The organism is Streptomyces sp. NPDC006872 (genome assembly GCF_040635845.1).
Classification (GTDB): Bacteria; Actinomycetota; Actinomycetes; order Streptomycetales; family Streptomycetaceae; genus Streptomyces.
Window position 1 is genome coordinate 185,992 of the sequence record NZ_JBEYIL010000001.1, and the last position, 16,790, is coordinate 202,781.

Annotated in this window: 15 protein-coding genes; 6 read left to right on the forward strand and 9 right to left on the reverse strand. The window is 70.8% G+C overall.

Going from position 1 to position 16,790, the window contains the following annotated elements; all coding sequences use genetic code 11:
• Positions 1-2 precede the first annotated feature (2 nt).
• A complete protein-coding gene (locus tag ABZ725_RS00825; RefSeq protein WP_351904025.1) occupies positions 3-521 on the reverse strand; it encodes a hypothetical protein in 519 nt (172 codons plus the stop codon).
• A 214-nt stretch (positions 522-735) separates the two neighbouring features.
• On the opposite strand from ABZ725_RS00825, the gene ABZ725_RS00830 reads away from it, so the two are divergent.
• Positions 736-2,157: a tetratricopeptide repeat protein gene (locus ABZ725_RS00830; protein WP_358800729.1), complete on the forward strand. Its 1,422-nt coding sequence runs from the start codon at positions 736-738 to the stop codon at positions 2,155-2,157.
• 111 nt (positions 2,158-2,268) lie between these two features.
• Here ABZ725_RS00830 and ABZ725_RS00835 read toward each other — a convergent pair whose 3' ends face one another.
• From ABZ725_RS00835 to ABZ725_RS00845, 3 genes are all read right to left on the reverse strand, one after another.
• On the reverse strand, positions 2,269-3,171 hold the full coding sequence (locus ABZ725_RS00835) for a M28 family metallopeptidase (protein WP_358800730.1): 903 nt from the start codon (positions 3,169-3,171) through the stop codon (positions 2,269-2,271).
• Positions 3,172-3,445: 274 nt separating this feature from the next.
• A complete protein-coding gene (gene rarD / locus ABZ725_RS00840; RefSeq protein WP_358800731.1) occupies positions 3,446-4,414 on the reverse strand; it encodes an EamA family transporter RarD in 969 nt (322 codons plus the stop codon).
• 197 nt (positions 4,415-4,611) lie between these two features.
• Positions 4,612-5,466 (reverse strand): NAD(P)H-binding protein, encoded by an 855-nt coding sequence (locus ABZ725_RS00845; RefSeq protein ID WP_351904013.1) that lies wholly within the window; start codon positions 5,464-5,466, stop codon positions 4,612-4,614.
• 97 nt (positions 5,467-5,563) lie between these two features.
• Between ABZ725_RS00845 and ABZ725_RS00850 the strand changes: the two genes are divergently transcribed.
• Complete coding sequence (locus ABZ725_RS00850) at positions 5,564-5,980, forward strand: helix-turn-helix domain-containing protein (RefSeq protein WP_358800732.1); 417 nt, start codon at positions 5,564-5,566, stop codon at positions 5,978-5,980.
• A gap of 31 nt (positions 5,981-6,011) precedes the next feature.
• Here the strand turns inward: ABZ725_RS00850 and ABZ725_RS00855 are convergent, their stop codons facing one another.
• From ABZ725_RS00855 to ABZ725_RS00875, 5 genes are all read right to left on the reverse strand, one after another.
• On the reverse strand, positions 6,012-7,073 hold the full coding sequence (locus ABZ725_RS00855) for a 2-oxoacid:ferredoxin oxidoreductase subunit beta (protein WP_358800733.1): 1,062 nt from the start codon (positions 7,071-7,073) through the stop codon (positions 6,012-6,014).
• A complete protein-coding gene (locus ABZ725_RS00860; RefSeq protein ID WP_358800734.1) occupies positions 7,066-9,015 on the reverse strand; it encodes a 2-oxoacid:acceptor oxidoreductase subunit alpha in 1,950 nt (649 codons plus the stop codon). The genes ABZ725_RS00855 and ABZ725_RS00860 overlap by 8 nt, the downstream gene beginning before the upstream one ends.
• A gap of 251 nt (positions 9,016-9,266) precedes the next feature.
• Positions 9,267-9,938, reverse strand: a complete 672-nt coding sequence (locus ABZ725_RS00865) for a response regulator transcription factor (protein ID WP_358800735.1) — start codon at positions 9,936-9,938, stop codon at positions 9,267-9,269.
• A 288-nt stretch (positions 9,939-10,226) separates the two neighbouring features.
• The gene (locus tag ABZ725_RS00870) at positions 10,227-11,627 is read right to left on the reverse strand and encodes a sensor domain-containing protein (RefSeq protein ID WP_358800736.1); all 1,401 of its coding nucleotides are present in this window, start codon (positions 11,625-11,627) and stop codon (positions 10,227-10,229) included.
• 152 nt (positions 11,628-11,779) lie between these two features.
• On the reverse strand, positions 11,780-12,961 hold the full coding sequence (locus ABZ725_RS00875) for a sensor domain-containing protein (protein WP_358800737.1): 1,182 nt from the start codon (positions 12,959-12,961) through the stop codon (positions 11,780-11,782).
• Positions 12,962-13,155: 194 nt separating this feature from the next.
• Here ABZ725_RS00875 and ABZ725_RS00880 point away from each other — a divergent pair, with 194 nt between their 5' ends.
• From ABZ725_RS00880 to ABZ725_RS00895, 4 genes are read left to right on the forward strand one after another with little or no spacing between them, the layout of a single operon-like run.
• Positions 13,156-13,596 carry an NADH-quinone oxidoreductase subunit A gene (locus ABZ725_RS00880; RefSeq protein ID WP_351903992.1) on the forward strand — a complete coding sequence of 147 codons (441 nt, stop codon included), beginning with the start codon at positions 13,156-13,158 and terminating at the stop codon, positions 13,594-13,596.
• Positions 13,587-14,192 carry an NADH-quinone oxidoreductase subunit B family protein gene (locus ABZ725_RS00885; RefSeq protein WP_358800738.1) on the forward strand — a complete coding sequence of 202 codons (606 nt, stop codon included), beginning with the start codon at positions 13,587-13,589 and terminating at the stop codon, positions 14,190-14,192. The genes ABZ725_RS00880 and ABZ725_RS00885 overlap by 10 nt, the downstream gene beginning before the upstream one ends.
• Positions 14,189-15,823: an NADH-quinone oxidoreductase subunit C gene (locus ABZ725_RS00890; RefSeq protein ID WP_358800739.1), complete on the forward strand. Its 1,635-nt coding sequence runs from the start codon at positions 14,189-14,191 to the stop codon at positions 15,821-15,823. Before ABZ725_RS00885 ends, ABZ725_RS00890 begins: the two co-directional genes overlap by 4 nt.
• Positions 15,820-16,788 carry a complex I subunit 1 family protein gene (locus ABZ725_RS00895; RefSeq protein ID WP_351903984.1) on the forward strand — a complete coding sequence of 323 codons (969 nt, stop codon included), beginning with the start codon at positions 15,820-15,822 and terminating at the stop codon, positions 16,786-16,788. Before ABZ725_RS00890 ends, ABZ725_RS00895 begins: the two co-directional genes overlap by 4 nt.
• The last annotated feature ends 2 nt before the right edge of the window (positions 16,789-16,790 follow it).

The window sequence follows — 16,790 nt, forward strand, 5'->3', positions numbered from 1 at the left end:
CCTCAGCGAACCCTCCCGCTCACCGCCCCCGTGAGCCGGGACAGCGGTTCCGTCTCCCTCGGCGGGCTTCCGGCCAGATCGCCGAGACGCCAGTTCGTCACCCATGGGACGCGGTACACGTCGATCACCGATTCGATCACCCGCACCCGCTGGACGAGCGGGCGCGGCAGCCGGCCCGGCGCGTCCGCGACGAGTACGACCGCGTCGAGGTCGAGCCCCTGGGGAGCCGCCCCGTGCCGGAAGACCTCCAGGGTCCGCAGGACGGACTCCAGCCCGGCCGCATGCGTACGGCCGACGAGCAACACGGACGGGGGATCACCCGCGCCGGGCCATTCCCGTCCGCAGTCGTGGCCGCCGTAGACCGCGGCGAGGGTGGAGCTGCCGGCCCCGCCGTGCGTGGCGACCCACGAGAAGCGTCGGGGCGTGGCGGTGGACGCGTACGGCATGGGCACCGGATCCGGTGCGGCCACCGGTCCGCGGATCCAGATCTCCGGCCCCCGCTGCCCGTCCGTCGTCCGCATCCCCGTGTTCCTCCCAGTCGTCGCCGTCCCTCCGGGACGCCCTGATCCTGGTGGTCCCGGGGCGGCCCCGGGGAGCGGGGCGTGGGTTCCTGGAACGAGGCTGTGACGTCGTGGTGACGCGCGGACCGGGAGCGCTCGGAGAGACTCAACAGTACGTGCCACGCACGCGTACCTGGACGACCGGATCGTGGCGACGCATCCGAGTGAGGAACCGATGTCTCGACTCAGCCGCGAGAAGAAGCGGGAACAGCAGCACCCCGGCCGCCCGGCCGCCGTGGTGGCACCGCTCGATGTCCATGTCCGCGGGGGTGGGACGGCGACGATAGGCGGCGTACCGGTCACGGCGGTCGACGGCGAGGAGATCCAGCGCGCCGTCCTGAGCCACCTCCACCGCATCGCCCTCGCCACCGGCCACCCGGTCCTCGCCACGGTCCACGACGAACGCATCGGTTACGTCGTCCCCCTGCGCGTGGAACCGGACGGCTCCAGCCACTTCACGGCGGAGCCCCTGCGCACCCCGGCGGTGGCGGCGACGGCAGCGGTGACGACGGCGACAGCGGCGGTGACGACAGCGGCGGCGACGGCGGCGGTGACGACAGCGGCGGCGACGGCGGCGGTGACGACAGCGACGGCGACGGCGGTACGGGAGGAGCCCGCGCCTGAAGCCCCCGCGCCCGCCCCCGAAGCCCACGCGTCTCTCGAAGACGAACAGCCGCCGGCCCAGCCGCGGCACGACAAGCCCACGCACTTCCTGCGCCCGGCGTCCGAGCCGGTGCGCGATGCGACCCCGACGTTCCCGCTGCGCGCGGTGCCCGAGCCGGAACGGGAGCCGGAGGCGAAGCCGGAACCCCGGGACGACGTCCCGGCCCTCGGCACGGTCACCGCTCCGACGGGCGTGTTCGGCCCGCCCCCGCGGATGGACGAGCAGCCGAACCCGGACACTGCCCCTACCCCCACCCCCATCTCGACCCCGATCCCACTGCCACTCCCACTCCCGACCCCTGCCTCAGCCCCTACGGCCTCTGCTCCCACCCCCTTCGTCCCCGACGAGGTCATCTCGGACTCGGTCTCCGCCGCCGAGGCCGACCTCAAGCCCACCCCCGCCCGCGGCTTCGACGCCGTCGCGGAGGCGGTGCTGGGAGACGATCCCCGTGCCCTGCACGGCGACGACGGCGTCCCCGCACTCCTCGGGGAACCGGTGGCGCAGATCAACGAGGCCGTGCGGGCGGGCCGGATAGACACCGCGGCCGGTCTCGCGGAGCGGACCGTGCTGGAGGCGTCCGGGACGCTGGGGCCGGAGCACCCCGAAGTACTCCGGCTACGCGAACTCACCGCGTACATCGCCTACTTGGCAGGCGACCCGCTGCGCGCCTTCCATGTCTCCCTCGACCTGGCCCGCATCCGCCGCCGGGCCCGGGACGCGGAGGCCGCGTACGGCAACGTCCAGAGCGCGGCGGCGGCCTGGCGTGCCGTACGGGACCCCCTGCAGGGGCTGAACCTGGGGACCGAGCTCCTCGGCCTGTGGACGGAGCTCAGCACCGAGGAAGGCCCGGCCGCCGACGACGTCGAGCAGCTGGAGTCGGCCCGCGCGCGCATGCTCCGCCTGGCGGAACGCGCCCGTAAGGCAGGCGCGTAGCAACCTCGTCGTCCGGCGAGTCCGGCGAGTCCGGCCAGTCCAGTCAGTCCGGCCAGTCCGGCACGTCTGGTCCGTCGGGCACGTCTGGTCCGTCCGGTCCCGTCCGGGCGATCAGGCGGACAGGTTCCAGATCGCGTACGCGAGCGCGTCCGCGTTGCGGTCCAGGGCGGTGTCGTTGATGTTGGCGGTCGTGTCGCAGGAGGAGTGGTAGCAGCGGTCGAAGGCCAGCCCGGCCGTGCCGCCCCACTTGGCCGCCTGCGCCGCCGTCTTGATGTAGTCGGCACCGCTGAACAGGCCGCCCACCGGCACGCCCACGTTCTTGAAGGGGGCGTGGTCGGAGCGGCCGTCGCCCTCGGTCTCGATCTCCGTCGGGATGCCGAGGCCGGCGAAGTAGTCCTTGAAGGTCTGCTCGATGGCCGGGGCGTCGTCGTAGACGAAGTAGCCGGGGTTCGGCGAGCCGACCATGTCGAGGTTGAGGTAGCCGCTGATGCGGGCGCGGTTCGCGGAGGACAGGTTGTTGACGTAGTACCTGGACCCGACCAGGCCCAGTTCCTCCGCGCCCCACCAGGCGAATCGCAGATGCTTGGTGGGGGCGTAGCCGGACCGGGCCACGGCCAGCGCGGTCTCCAGCACGGCGGCCGAGCCGGAGCCGTTGTCGTTGATTCCGGCCCCCGACGTGACGCTGTCGAGGTGGGATCCGGCCATGACCACCTGGTTGGCGTCGCCGCCGGGCCAGTCGGCGATCAGGTTGTAGCCGACGCGGCTGGACGAGGTGAACTGCTGGATCGTGGTGGTGTACCCGGCGGCGTCCAGCTTGGCCTTCACATAGTCGAGCGAGGCCTTGTAGCCGGTCCGGCCGTGGGCGCGGTTGCCGCCGTTGGCGGTGGCGATGGACTGCAGCTGGGTCAGATGAGCCTTGACGTTGGCCAGCGGGATGTCGGGAGCGGCGGCCAGGGGTGCGGGGTCCAGGGGTGCGGGAGCCGCGCCGGCTATCGATCCACCAGTCAGGAGCATGACAAGCGAAACGATGCCGACAGCCGCCGTACGCCCGGAAACGGGACGCTTGGCGAGTCTGGGGAGCTTGGGTGACTGCATGTGGGGGGCTCCGAATTCCTCGGGAATCTCCGGATCACAGAGACTCCACAGTGAATGGGGTTCCAGGATGGTGAACTCGCCACTGACGCCACGTCAAGAGCGCTATCAGGACACGGGGTTCACATTCCGGACAAGCGGGAGCCCCCAAGGCGTGCCGAGCGGGGGTCCGGGGGCAGAGCCCCCAGGCCCCAGGTCAGACGTCCACTGCGGCGGGCGGCGTCGAGGCCGCGACCGGAACCGTCTCCACCGTCTGCACCGCCTCCACCTTCTTCGGCCGCCGCGAGGAGCGCCACGCATCCCCCGTGAGCAGCACCAACGCCAGCCACACCAGCGCGAACCCGGCCCAGCGCTCGGCCGGCATGGCCTCGCCGAAGTAGAGGACGCCGAGCAGGAACTGGAAGACCGGGGCCAGGTACTGCAGCAGCCCCAGCGTGGACAGCGGCACGCGGATCGCCGCCGCGCCGAAGCAGACCAGGGGGAGTGCGGTGACGATGCCCGTGGAGGCGAGCAGGACCGCGTGCCCGGTGCCCTCGGTCGTGAAAGTGGCGTCGCCGTGCGCGGACAGCCACAGCAGATAGCCCAGCGCGGGCAGGAACTGCACGGCGGTCTCGGCGGTCAGCGACTCGACCCCGCCGAGGTTGACCTTCTTCTTCACCAGCCCGTAGGTGGCGAAGGAGAAGGCGAGGCAGAGCGAGATCCACGGCGGGCGGCCGTAGCCGATGGTCAGGACCAGCACCGCGCTGAAGCCGACGCCGACCGCCGCCCACTGCACGGGCCGCAGCCGCTCCTTGAGGATCAGCACGCCCATCGCGATGGTGACCAGCGGGTTGATGAAGTAGCCGAGCGACGCCTCGACGACATGGCCGCTGTTCACGGCCCAGATGTAGACGCCCCAGTTCACGGTGATCACGGCCGCGGCGATCACGACGAGACCGAGTCGGCGCGGCTGCCGCAGCAGCTCACCGGCCCATGCCCAGCGCCGTACGACGAGCAGTGCGACGCCGACGAAGGCGAGGGACCACACCATGCGGTGGGCGAGGATCTCGGTCGCACCGGCCGGCTTGAGCAGCGGCCAGAAGAGGGGCACCAGGCCCCACATCCCGTACGCCGCGATGCCGTTCAGCAGGCCTATCCGGCCTTCACTCCTCGACGTCCCGGCCACGGGGCCCCTCCCTTTCACCGTCAGGCATGCGTGGACGAAGGTAACGCCGAGCACCCCTGTCTGTCATGCCCGTATCGCTATACGGTCATGACAGACAGGGGTGGGGTGGGAGCAAGGCCCGTTACAGGGCCCGCCGGCCCGCGAGCCCTTCAGCTCGCCGGCTCGTCAGCGCTTCAGCCCGTCAGCGCTTCAGCCCGTCAGCCCTTCAGGGCCGCCGTGATCGCCTCGGCGAGCGGAGTGGTCGGGCGGCCCGCCAGCCGGGACAGGTCACCGCTCGACACGACCAGCTCGCCCTTCTCGATGGACGCGTCCACGCCGGCCAGGATCACGGCGAAGTGCTCGGGCAGTCCCGCGCCGGTCAGGATGCCGATGAGCGCCTCGGCCGGAACGGCGTTGTAGGCGATCTCCTTGCCGGTCTGCTTGCTCAGCTCGGCCGCGTACTCGGCGAAGCTCCACGCCTCGTCGCCGCCCAGTTCGTACGTCTTGTTCTCGTGGCCCTCGCCGGTCAGCACGGCGACGGCCGCGGCCGCGTAGTCCGCGCGGGAGGCGGAGGAGACCCGGCCCGCACCGGCGGCGGACACGACCGCGTTGTGCTCCAGCACCGGGGCGAGTTGCTCGGTGTAGTTCTCGTGGTACCAGCCGTTGCGCAGCAGCGCGTACGGCAGACCGGACGCGACCAGCGCCTTCTCGGTGGCGCGGTGGTCGTCCGCCAGTGCCGCGCTCAGGCTGCCCGGCGCGCTGGTGTACGCGAGGAGCGCGGCCCCGGCCGCCTTCGCGGCGTCGATGACGACCTGGTGCTGGGCCGGGCGGCCCTTGTCGAACTCGTTGCCCGAGATCAGCAGCACCTTGTCGCCGGCCGCGAGCACGCCGTCGAAGGTCTCGGGGGCGTTGTAGTTCGCGACGGCGATCTTCACGCCCTTGGCCGCGAAGTCGGCGGCCTTCGCCTCGTCGCGTACGACGGCCGTGATCTGCTCCGCCGGAACCTTCTCCAGCAACTGCTCCACGACGTGACGGCCGAGGTGTCCGGTGGCTCCGGTGACGACGATGCTCATGGCTCAGGAACTCCTAGTGGGGGTCAGCGGGTCTGGTACTAACCCTACGGGCGGCACTAACTCAGCGAAAGTACCCACTTTGAAGTAAGGTACTGGCATGGCAGTAAGTGAAGACGTCATGGCAGCCACGTCACTCACGGCCCCACGGGTCGTCGACGCGATGTGCCCCTCCCGACTGGTCCTGGAACATGTGACGAGCCGCTGGGGCGTCCTCGTCCTGATCCACCTCCTCGGCCGCCCGCACCGCTTCAGCGAACTGCGCCGGGCGATCGGGTCGGTCAGCGAGAAGATGCTGACCCAGACCCTGCAGACCCTGGAGCGCGACGGTCTGGTCCACCGCGACGCCAAGCCGGTGATCCCGCCGCGCGTCGACTACTCGCTCACCGACCTCGGCCGCGAGGCCGCGGAGCAGGTGCGAGGGCTGGCCCAGTGGACGTACACCCGCATGGCCGACGTGGAGAAGGCCCGCCAGGCATACGACGAGGCCCGGGAAATCCAGTCCCGGGCCTCGTGAACCGCAGCGGATCCGTGCCGCGACGACTGTCTCAGCCGACGACCGTCCAGGTGTCCCCGCCCGCCAGCAGCGCGGCGAGATCGCCCTTGCCGTGCTGTTCGACGGCCGCGTCGAGCTGTTCGGCCATCTGGGTGTCGTAGACCGGCCGACGGGCCGAGCGCAGCACGCCGATCGGGGTGTGGTGCAGCGTGTCCGGATCGGCGAGCCGCGACAGCGCGAACGCGGTCGTGGGCGAGTCCGCGTGCGCGTCGTGGACGAGGATGTCCGCCTCGTTGTCGGCGGTCACCGTGACGACCTTCAGATCCCCCGTCCGCCGGTCGCGCACGACGCCCCGCGCGCGGTCCGCCCCGAAGCGGATGGGCTGCCCGTGCTCCAGGCGGATCACCGCCTCCTCCGCCGACTGCCGGTCCTTCAGCGCCTCGAACGCGCCGTCGTTGAAGATGTTGCAGTTCTGGTAGATCTCGATCAGCGCCGTACCGGGGTGGGCGGCGGCCTGGCGCAGCACCTCCGTCAGATGCTTGCGGTCGGAGTCGATGGTCCGCGCCACGAACGAGGCCTCGGCCCCGAGGGCCAGCGAGACGGGGTTGAAGGGTGCGTCCAGCGACCCCATCGGCGTCGACTTGGTGATCTTGCCGACCTCGGAGGTGGGCGAGTACTGGCCCTTGGTCAGTCCGTAGATACGGTTGTTGAACAGCAGGATCTTCAGGTTGACATTGCGTCGCAGGGCGTGGATGAGGTGGTTGCCGCCGATGGAGAGCGCGTCGCCGTCCCCGGTCACCACCCACACGCTCAGGTCCCGCCGGGAGGCGGCCAGCCCGGTCGCGATCGCCGGCGCGCGCCCATGGATGGAGTGCATGCCGTAGGTGTTCATGTAGTAGGGGAAGCGGGAGGAGCAGCCGATGCCGGAGACGAAGACGATGTTCTCCTTGGCCAGCCCCAGCTCCGGCATGAAGCCCTGGACGGCCGCCAGGATGGCGTAGTCACCGCAGCCGGGGCACCAGCGCACTTCCTGATCGGACTTGAAGTCCTTCATGGACTGCTTGGCCTCGGCCTTGGGGACGAGCTGCAGCAGACCGTTCGTGGCGTCAGTCATCGATGGCCTCCTTGAGCGCTGCGGCGAGCTGTTCCGCCTTGAACGGCATGCCGTTGACCTGGTTGTAGGAGCGGGCGTCGACCAGGTACTTCGCCCGGACGAGGGTGGCGAGCTGGCCGAGGTTCATCTCGGGGACGACGACCTTGTCGTAGCTCCCCAGCACCGTGCCGAGGTTGCGCGGGAAGGGGTTGAGGTGCCGCAGATGGGCCTGCGCGATGGCCTCTCCCGCCGTCCGCAGCCGCCGTACCGCAGCGGTGATGGGCCCGTAGGTGGAGCCCCAGCCCAGGACCAGCGTTCTCGCCTCGTGCGGGTCGTCCACCTCGAGGTCGGGCACGTCGATGCCGTCGATCTTGGCCTGCCGGGTGCGGACCATGAACTCGTGGTTGGCCGGGGCGTAGGAGATGTTCCCCGTCCCGTCCTCCTTCTCGATCCCGCCGATGCGGTGCTCGAGGCCCGGCGTGCCCGGGACCGCCCACGGCCGGGCGAGGGTCTGCGGGTCGCGCTTGTACGGCCAGAACACCTCGCTCCCGTCGTCCAGGGTGTGGTTGGGGCCCTGCGCGAACTGCACCGTCAGGTCGGGCAGCTCCGCGACCTCCGGGATCCGCCAGGGCTCCGAGCCGCTGGCCAGATAGCCGTCGGAGAGCAGCATCACGGGGGTGCGGTAGGTGAGGGCGATCCGGGCCGCCTCCAGTGCCGCGTCGAAGCAGTCGGCGGGTGTGCGGGCGGCCACGATCGGCACCGGGGCCTCGCCGTTGCGCCCGAACATCGCCTGCAGCAGATCCGCCTGCTCGGTCTTGGTCGGCAGCCCGGTCGACGGCCCGCCGCGCTGGATGTCGATCACCAGCAGCGGCAGCTCCAGCGAGACCGCGAGACCGATGGTCTCCGACTTCAGCGCCACCCCGGGGCCGCTCGTCGTGGTCACCGCCAGCGAGCCGCCGAAGGCCGCGCCCAGCGCCGCCCCGATGCCGGCGATCTCGTCCTCCGCCTGGAAGGTGCGCACCCCGAAGTTCTTGTGCCGGCTCAGCTCGTGCAGGATGTCCGAAGCCGGAGTGATCGGGTACGAACCCAGGAACAGCGGCAGATCCGCCTGCCGGGACGCGGCGACCAGCCCGTACGCCAGAGCCAGGTTCCCGGTGATGTTCCGGTACGTGCCGACGGGGAACGCCTTCGACGCCGGAGCCACCTCGTAGGAGACGGCGAAGTCCTCGGTCGTCTCCCCGAAGTTCCAGCCCGCCCGGAACGCCGCGATGTTCGCGGCCGCGATGTCCGGCTTCCGCGCGAACTTCGACTTCAGGAACTTCTCGGTGCCCTCGGTCGGCCGGTGGTACATCCACGACAAGAGGCCGAGCGCGAACATGTTCTTGCTGCGCTCGGCCTCTTTACGGGTGAGGTCGAAATCTTTCAGAGCCTCGACGGTCAGTGTGGTCAGCGGGACCGGATGGAGCTGGTAACCGTCGAGGGAACCGTCCTCCAGCGGCGAGGCCGCGTACCCCACCTTCTGCATCGCGCGTTTCGTGAATTCGTCCGTGTTGACGATGATCTCCGCGCCGCGCGGCACATCCGCGATGTTCGCCTTCAGCGCCGCCGGGTTCATGGCGACCAGCACATTCGGCGCGTCGCCGGGTGTGAGGATGTCGTGGTCGGCGAAGTGCAGCTGGAACGAGGAGACGCCGGGCAGGGTCCCGGCGGGCGCACGGATCTCGGCGGGAAAGTTCGGCAGGGTGGACAGATCGTTCCCGAACGACGCCGTCTCCGACGTGAAACGGTCACCGGTGAGCTGCATACCGTCACCCGAGTCACCCGCGAACCTGATGATCACCCGGTCGAGACGACGTACGTCCTTCGTCGCACCGCCCGGTTTGCGCTGTTCTCCCACTACGGTTCCGTCGGCCTGCTCGTCCTGCCCGGCCTGTTCCGCTGCGCTGCTGACCTGACTGGTCACTGAACTGGACCTCCTTCGAGGCGGCTGTCCCGGGAGCGGCCTTCCCCAAGGCGCTCCCGGATCAACCCTACGTCTGTAAGGGTCGCCTTCCCTCGGCCATTCGTAAGACGTCACTGCCTCCGAGACGGCCCGGCACCCGGACTTGTCATGATTTCCCGTCCCACCATGCCGCCCCGGCAGACGCACCGGCCGCCGCCCACGAGAGTGGCGACGCCTGACGACGACCTGAGGCCTGGCACAGTGCCATCCCGTCAGGAATTGAGGTAGGTGAGGACCGCGAGAACGCGACGGTGATCCCCGTCACTGGGCGACAGTCCGAGCTTCAGGAAGATGTTGCTGACGTGCTTCTCCACCGCCCCGTCGCTGACGACCAGCTGCCGGGCGACCGCGGAGTTCGTCCGCCCCTCGGCCATCAGCCCGAGGACCTCCCGCTCCCGTGGCGTGAGCCCCGCCAGCACATCCTGCTTCCGGCTCCGCCCGAGCAACTGGGCGACGACCTCCGGATCGAGGGCCGTGCCGCCTTGGGCGACCCGCACCACGGCGTCCACGAACTCCCGCACCTCGGCCACGCGATCCTTGAGCAGATACCCGACCCCGCGGCTGGAACCGGCCAACAGTTCGGTGGCGTACCTCTCCTCCACGTACTGCGACAGCACCAGCACCCCGAGCCCCGGATGCGCCTTGCGCAGCTGTACGGCGGCCCGCACTCCTTCGTCCGTATGGGTGGGCGGCATCCGCACGTCCGCGACGACGACGTCGGGCAGCGCACCCTCGTCGTCGAGCTCGGTAATGGTCTTGACCAGCGCCTCGGCGTCCCCCACCCCCGCGACGACCTCATGGCCCCGGTCGGTCAGCAACCGGGTCAGTCCCTCCCGCAACAGCACCGAATCCTCGGCGATGACCACCCGCACCCTGTCCTCCACGATCCTCGGCCCCCCAGCCGTCCACCCGTTGGTCGAACCAGTCAACGAGTCAAGCATTCCAGCATCTGGCTGGTCTGCACCCGGCATCGGGCGGGTCGAGGGTCAGGAAGGCGCGAAGAAGCGGCAAGAAGGCGAGAAGAGGAGGGAAGCAGGCGGGAAGCAGGAGGAAAGCAGGCGGGAAGAAGAGGAAAGCAGGCGGGAGGAAGAGAGAAGCAGGCGGGATCCACGGCTGCGCAGGGTGTCGGGGGAGAGGGAGGAGGGGGAGGAGGGGGAGGCGAGGGCGGACGCTCAGATTCGGCCGCCGCCCCGCCAGGGCAGCTCCGCGGTGATCCGCGTGGGCCCGCCCACCGGCGAGTCGACGACGAGGATCCCGTCCACCGCGTCCAGTCGCCCGGCGAGCCCGGCCAGCCCGGAGGACTCCCCGGCGGTGGCATCGGCCCCGCCGACACCGTCGTCCTCCACCTGCAGCATCAGCCGGTTCTCCACCCGCCACACATCGACCGACGCCGACCGGGCCCGGCTGTGCTTGCTGATGTTCTGCAGCAGCTCCGAGACGGTGAAGTACGCGATCCCCTCGATCGCCGGCGCCGGACGCTCCACCAGATCCACGTCCACCCGCACCGGCACCGTGCACCGCGACGCCACCGCCGACAGCGCCGCGTCCAGGCCCCGGTCGGTCAGCACCGCCGGATGGATCCCGCGCGCCAGGTCCCGCAGCTCCTGCAACGCCGTCTTCACCTCACCGTGCGCCTCGCCGACCATCCGAGCCGCAGCCTGCGGATCCTCCCGCAGCTTCTCCTTCGCCAGCCCCAGATCCATGGCCAGGGCCACCAGCCGGGCCTGCGCGCCGTCGTGCAGATCACGCTCGATACGTCGCAGGTCGGCGGCCGCCGTGTCCACCACGACCCCTCGGTCCGACTCCAGCTCCACCACCCGCGCCCCCAGCGACGACGGCCCGAGCAGCCCGTGCACCAGCAGCCGGTCCACCGTCGTCAGCGCCCGCACGATCCACGGCGTGGCCAGCGTGATCAGCAGGCCCACCAGCGCCGTCACGGTGATCTCGAAAGGGTTGTCCAGGTAGACGCTGTGCTGCTCGTCGCCGTACAGCTGAAGCCCGCCCTGACCGCCGTACATCGGGAAGAGCCAGAACCACAGCGGATACGTCAGCATGGCCCAGCCGCACGTCCACACGGTCACGGCGACGGCGAAGGAGAACACCGCCCACGGGAGCTGCAGCACCGCGTACAGCACGCTCCGCCACGACGTGCCGCTCTTGAGGACGGCCGCCATCCAGGCCATCGCGCCGCTCCCGCGCGGCCGCAGCGGCTCGGGGGCGGCCACCTCCAGGCCGAGCAGCCCGCGCGCCCGGGCCCGCTCCAGCGCGCCGAGGCCCCGGCACGCGGCGAGCCCCGCCGCCAGCACCGGGATGCCGAGGAACGTCACCAGCAGCCCCGCCCCCAGCGACAGCATCGTGACCGCGAAGGAGAACAGGACGACGCCGATCGGCAGCCCGAGCAGGACGTAGACGAACTCACCCAGGTGGCGCGCCGTGAGCGGCTCCCGCAGCCCCGTCGGCAACAGATGCCGACGCTCGCGCTTCTCCTCGTAGCCGCCGTGTCCGTCGTACCCGCCGTGCTCGTACCCGTCGTACTTCTCGTACCGGTCGTATTGCCCGTACTGCGTGGCCATCGGCGTCGTCCGTCCTCTTCGTCACTGCTCATCGCGTCTCGCGCAGCTGTCGATCCGTACCTCCAACCCTCCTCGGCGGCGGGCACGGGGACCATGGAGTCCGTCGGCGTCCTGGAAGGGGGGTTTTCCCTACCCCCGGCCTGTCCCCGGTCCTACCCCCGGTCCCGCCAGGGCAGTTCCGCGGTCACCGTCGTCGGACCTCCCACCGGCGACTCCACGACGAACAGCCCGTCGACCGCGTCCAGCCGCTCCGCGAGCCCCCGCATGCCCGTCCCGCCGTCGATCCGAGCGCCGCCGCGGCCGTCGTCCCAGACCTGGATGAGCAGCCGGTCGTCCGTCCGCCACACATCGACCGACGCCGTCCGGGCCCGGCTGTGCTTGCTGATGTTCTGCAGCAGCTCGGAGACGGTGAAATAGGCGATGCCCTCGATGGCCTGCGCCGGTCTGGACGTCAGATCGGCGGTCACCTTCACCGGCACCGTGCAGCGGGTGGCCACCGAGGACAGCGCCGCGTCCAGGCCCCGGTCGGTCAGGACGGCCGGGTGGATCCCGCGGGCCAGGTCGCGCAGCTCCTGCAGCGCCAGCTTCACCTCGCCGTGCGCCTCCTCCACCATCGCCGCCACGACGTCGTCGGCCTGCCCCTCCAGCAGCTTCTCCTTCGCCAGGCCCAGCCCCATGGCCAGATTGACCAGCCGGGCCTGCGCGCCGTCGTGCAGATCACGCTCGATGCGCCGCAGGTCGGCGGCGGCCGTGTCGACCACGATCCCGCGGTCCGACTCCAACTCCGCGATCCGCCGCTCCAACTCGTCCGAGGGGGACAGCAGCCCCCGCACCATCGCCCGGTCCGCGTTGGCCAGCCCGCGCGCCAGGAACGGCAGCACCGGCCACAGCACGAACAGGGACGGCACGACCACGGCGAACGTCAGCACCCCCCAGGGCAGCCGGACGAGGTCGTACAGCACCGCCCGCCAGGCCACCGGATCCTTCAGCGCCAGCCACATCCGCGCGAACAGGCCGCCCGCCCTGCGCAACGGCAGCGGGCTCGGCTCGTCGATCCGCACACCCAGCAGCCGCCGCGCCCGCGCCCGCTCGAACCGGCCCAGCAGACGCGATCCGGCCAACCCGAGCGCGAGCAACGGAAACCCGACCACGGTGACCGTCATCGCGGCCCCGGTGACGATCACGGTCATCACATAGGTGAACCCGATCAACGACATCGGCAGATTCATCAGAAGATGAGCGATCTCCTTCCAGGTCTGCCGGTCGTAGGCGAAGCGGGCCGGGGGCGGACGATCATCGCCGGGGGCGGCCGAGTGGCTGGCGGAAGCGGTCATATGGGCTAGCCTGCCGCGCTGCGAGGTGGCGCGCCATGAGGTCTGCTGCCTTGCTCGTCCGGGGGAAAACCCCCGTCCCGAATCCCGTCCGCATCCCGTCCCGCATTCCGACCTGTGACGGGCTGCTTACCGTGCCTTTATCAGGGCCTAGACTCCAGTGCATACAGATCGTCGAAGGGGAGCGAGGGACGGACGTGCGGGAACCGACCGTCGATGTCGCGGCGGATTTCGCGGCTGACCACCACTTCGCGGCCGACCACTTCGCGGCGGACTACTTCGAGTCCTACTCCGTCGTCGGAGTGCTCGCCGTCGTCGGCGTGCTGTTCGTCGCCGTCGCCTTCGGCGCGGGACGCCTGCTGCGCCCGGTGGTCCCCACCCCGGAGAAGCTGCTGACGTACGAGTGCGGAGTCGACCCGGTCGGCGAGGGCTGGGCCCACACCCAGGTCCGCTACTACGTCTACGCCTTCCTGTACGTGATCTTCGCGGTCGACTCGATCTTCCTCTTCCCCTGGGCGACGGTCTTCGCGGCCCCCGGCTACGGCGCGACCACCCTCGTGGAGATGTTCATCTTCCTCGGCTTCCTGGCCGTGGGCCTGCTGTACGCATACAAGAAGGGCGTCCTGACATGGACGTGACGCCGTCGGAGCCTGTTCTCCTCCCGGAGCCGAAGCGGCTGGGCACCCTGGCCCGCCTCGCCCCCGAGCCGATGAAGGTGATCCTGAACTGGGGCCGCCGCTACTCGCTCTGGGTCTTCAACTTCGGCCTCGCCTGCTGCGCGATCGAGTTCATCGCCGCGTCGATGGCCCGCCACGACTTCATCCGCCTCGGTGTCATCCCCTTCGCGCCGGGTCCGCGCCAGGCCGACCTCATGATCGTCTCCGGCACGGTCACGGACAAGATGGCCCCGGCCGTGAAGCGCCTCTACGAGCAAATGCCCGAGCCGAAGTACGTCATCTCCTTCGGCGCGTGCAGCAACTGCGGCGGCCCCTACTGGGACTCCTACTCGGTGACCAAGGGCGTCGACCAGATCATCCCGGTGGACGTCTACGTGCCGGGCTGCCCGCCGCGCCCGGAAGCGCTGCTCCAGGGCATCCTCAAGCTCCAGGAGAAGATCGCCCGGGAGTCCCTGGACGAGCGCTACGGCACCTCCGCCCGCCCGTCGGCGGCGGCGCTGCAGAGCGGCCTGGTGCGGCCCCCGGCCCCCGGGTCCCCGGCGGAGGACGCCCGATGACCACGATCGGCTGGCTCCCGGCCCCCGCCGCGGAACTCTTCGGCCCCGAGGCCACAGCCGAGGAGTCGTACGACGTCCTGACGGTGGACGTCCCCCCGGCGTCCTGGACCGACGCCCTGCGCGTGGCCCGCGACCACCTCTCCTGCACCTACTTCGACTGGCTGAGCGCGGTCGACGAACCCGGCACGGGCTTCCGCGTCTCGGCCCATGTCGTAGCCCTGTCCCCGGTCCGCCGTCTCCTCCTGCGCACGACGATCCCGCACGAGGCCCCCACCCTCGCCTCCGCCGTCGACGTCTACGCCGGCGCGGCCTGGCACGAACGCGAGACGCACGAAATGTTCGGCGTCACCTTCGAAGGCCACCCCGGCCTGAACCACCTCCTCCTCCCGGAGACCTTCGAAGGCCACCCCCTGCGCAAGGACTTCGTCCTCGCAGCCCGCGTCGCCAAGGCCTGGCCCGGCGCGAAGGAGCCCGGCGAGTCCGAGCACGGTGGCCCCAAGCGTCGCCAGATGCTCCCCCCAGGCGTCCCCGACCCCAACGAATGGGGCCCCCTGAAGGGCCAACTCCCCCCGGCCCCGACCCGCCCGACCCGAGCAGCGGCAGGCCGAGCAACAGCCGACCGCCCACCCCGCCGCACCCGCACAACAGCAGAGGGCTCGGCCAGCCAGCCCCCGACCGAGACCCCGACGGCGACCACGACACCGACGTCGCGACAGGCACCGACGGCGGCGCAGGCACCGGCAGCAGCGGCGGCAACGGCGACGGAAACCGAGGCGGCCGCATCGCCTGGCGCGGCCACGCCGACCTCACCGTCTCCCTCACCTCCGGCCGGCCCGCGCCGCGCCCGCAGCGCAAGCGCCGGCTCGACGTCACAGCGCCAGCAACCGGAGGACCCGAAGCCCGCGGAAGCAACGGGAGCGACGGAAGCAACGGGAGCGACGGGAGCGGCTGGAACAACGGGAGCGGCTGGAACGACTGGAGCCTCGGACTCCGCGGGAGCCTCCGGAGGTGAGGCCGGTGCGACGACCCAGCCGACCCCGCAGCCCCCGGCAGGCCCGCGCCGCGCGCGCAGCGCCTCCCAGGGCTCGGCCTCCCAGCGCACCCAGCCCCCGACGGCATCCCCCGACACCCCCACCCGCCCCTCCACAGCCCCCCGCAGCTCCGACGCCCCGTGGCACCACGCCCGCCCGGCATTCGACGCCCCGGAGCAGAAGCCGGAGCCGGAGCCGGAGCCGGAGTCGACGCCAGAGTTGGTGCCAGGGCCGGAGTCGGCGTCAAGGCCGGACTTGGAACGGGAACCGGCCGAGCCCGAGCCCGAGCAGAAGCCCGAATCCGAACCGCAGAAGAAGCCCGAGTCTGAGCAGCGGCGGGAGCCTGAGCCCGAGCAGCAAGAGCCCGAGCTGCAAGGGCCTGAGCAGCAGCGGGAGTCGGACTCGAAGCCCGAGCCACACCCGGGGCCCGACTCGAAGCCCGAGCCCAGGTCGGGATCAGAGCCGAAGCAGGATCCCGCACGGACGAGCCCCGAGCAGCCCGCCTCCGAGCAGCCGGCCCCGGGACAGCCCGCCTCCGGGCAGCCCGCCCCAGGACAGTCGGCCCTCGCCCCCGAAGACCCCACAGGAGGTCCGCAGTGAACGACGCTCTCGACGTCGCCCTGCGACTTCTGGTCGTCTTCGTCGTCTTCCTCACCTTCCCCTTGATCGTCGGTCAGACCGAGCACAAGGTGATGGCCCACATGCAGGGCCGCCTGGGCCCGATGTACGCGGGCGGCTTCCACGGCTGGGCCCAGCTCATCGCGGACGGCGTGAAGTTCGCGCAGAAAGAGGACATCGTCCCCGCGGGCGCGGACCGCCGTATCTTCCAGCTCGCGCCGGCCGTAGCCCTCCTCCCGTATCTGCTCGTCCTTCTCGCCATCCCCGTCGGCCCGGGCGAGGGAGCCGTCGGCCAGGTCCTGGACGCGGGCATCTTCTTCGTGCTCGCCGTGATGGGCGTCGGCGTACTCGGCTCTCTCATGGCCGGCTGGGCCAGCGCCAACAAGTTCTCCCTTCTCGGCGGCCTGCGCACCGCCGCTCAACTCCTCGCCTACGAACTCCCGATGCTGCTCACCGCCGCCTCGGTGGCGATGGCGGCCGGCACGGTCTCCCTGCCGGGCATCGTCGACGCCTTCGAGTGGTGGTGGCTGCCCTGGCAGATCACCGGCGCGATCGTCTTCTTCGTCGCCGGTCTCGCCGAACTCCAGCGGCCCCCGTTCGACATGCCCGTCGCCGACTCGGAGATCATCTTCGGCGCGTACACCGAGTACACCGGCCTGCGTTTCGCTCTCTTCCTCCTTGCCGAATACGCCGGAATCGTCGTCCTGTGCGGCCTGACCACCGTCCTCTTCCTGGGCGGCTGGCACGGCCCCTGGGGCGCGGACGGCCTCGGCTGGGTCTGGACCCTGCTCAAGTCCGCCGTCCTCGCCTTCGTCGTGATCTGGCTGCGCGTCACCTACCCCCGGCTGCGCGAGGACCAGCTCCAGAAGCTCTCCTGGACTCTCCTCGTCCCCCTCTCCCTCGCCCAGATCGCCCTCACCGGCGTCGTCAAGGTGGTGATCCAGTAACC

What these genes read in the sequence shown, in the direction of transcription:
- ABZ725_RS00835 (WP_358800730.1), bottom strand. Translation starts at nt 3,171, where the DNA reads ATGCTCCTGACTGGTGGATCGATAGCCGGCGCGGCTCCCGCACCCCTG.
- ABZ725_RS00885 (WP_358800738.1), top strand. Translation starts at nt 13,587, where the DNA reads ATGGACGTGACGCCGTCGGAGCCTGTTCTCCTCCCGGAGCCGAAGCGG.
- ABZ725_RS00890 (WP_358800739.1), top strand. Translation starts at nt 14,189, where the DNA reads ATGACCACGATCGGCTGGCTCCCGGCCCCCGCCGCGGAACTCTTCGGC.
- ABZ725_RS00875 (WP_358800737.1), bottom strand. Translation starts at nt 12,961, where the DNA reads ATGACCGCTTCCGCCAGCCACTCGGCCGCCCCCGGCGATGATCGTCCG.
- ABZ725_RS00845 (WP_351904013.1), bottom strand. Translation starts at nt 5,466, where the DNA reads ATGAGCATCGTCGTCACCGGAGCCACCGGACACCTCGGCCGTCACGTC.
- ABZ725_RS00850 (WP_358800732.1), top strand. Translation starts at nt 5,564, where the DNA reads ATGGCAGTAAGTGAAGACGTCATGGCAGCCACGTCACTCACGGCCCCA.
- ABZ725_RS00870 (WP_358800736.1), bottom strand. Translation starts at nt 11,627, where the DNA reads ATGGCCACGCAGTACGGGCAATACGACCGGTACGAGAAGTACGACGGG.
- ABZ725_RS00830 (WP_358800729.1), top strand. Translation starts at nt 736, where the DNA reads ATGTCTCGACTCAGCCGCGAGAAGAAGCGGGAACAGCAGCACCCCGGC.
- ABZ725_RS00825 (WP_351904025.1), bottom strand. Translation starts at nt 521, where the DNA reads ATGCGGACGACGGACGGGCAGCGGGGGCCGGAGATCTGGATCCGCGGA.
- ABZ725_RS00855 (WP_358800733.1), bottom strand. Translation starts at nt 7,073, where the DNA reads ATGACTGACGCCACGAACGGTCTGCTGCAGCTCGTCCCCAAGGCCGAG.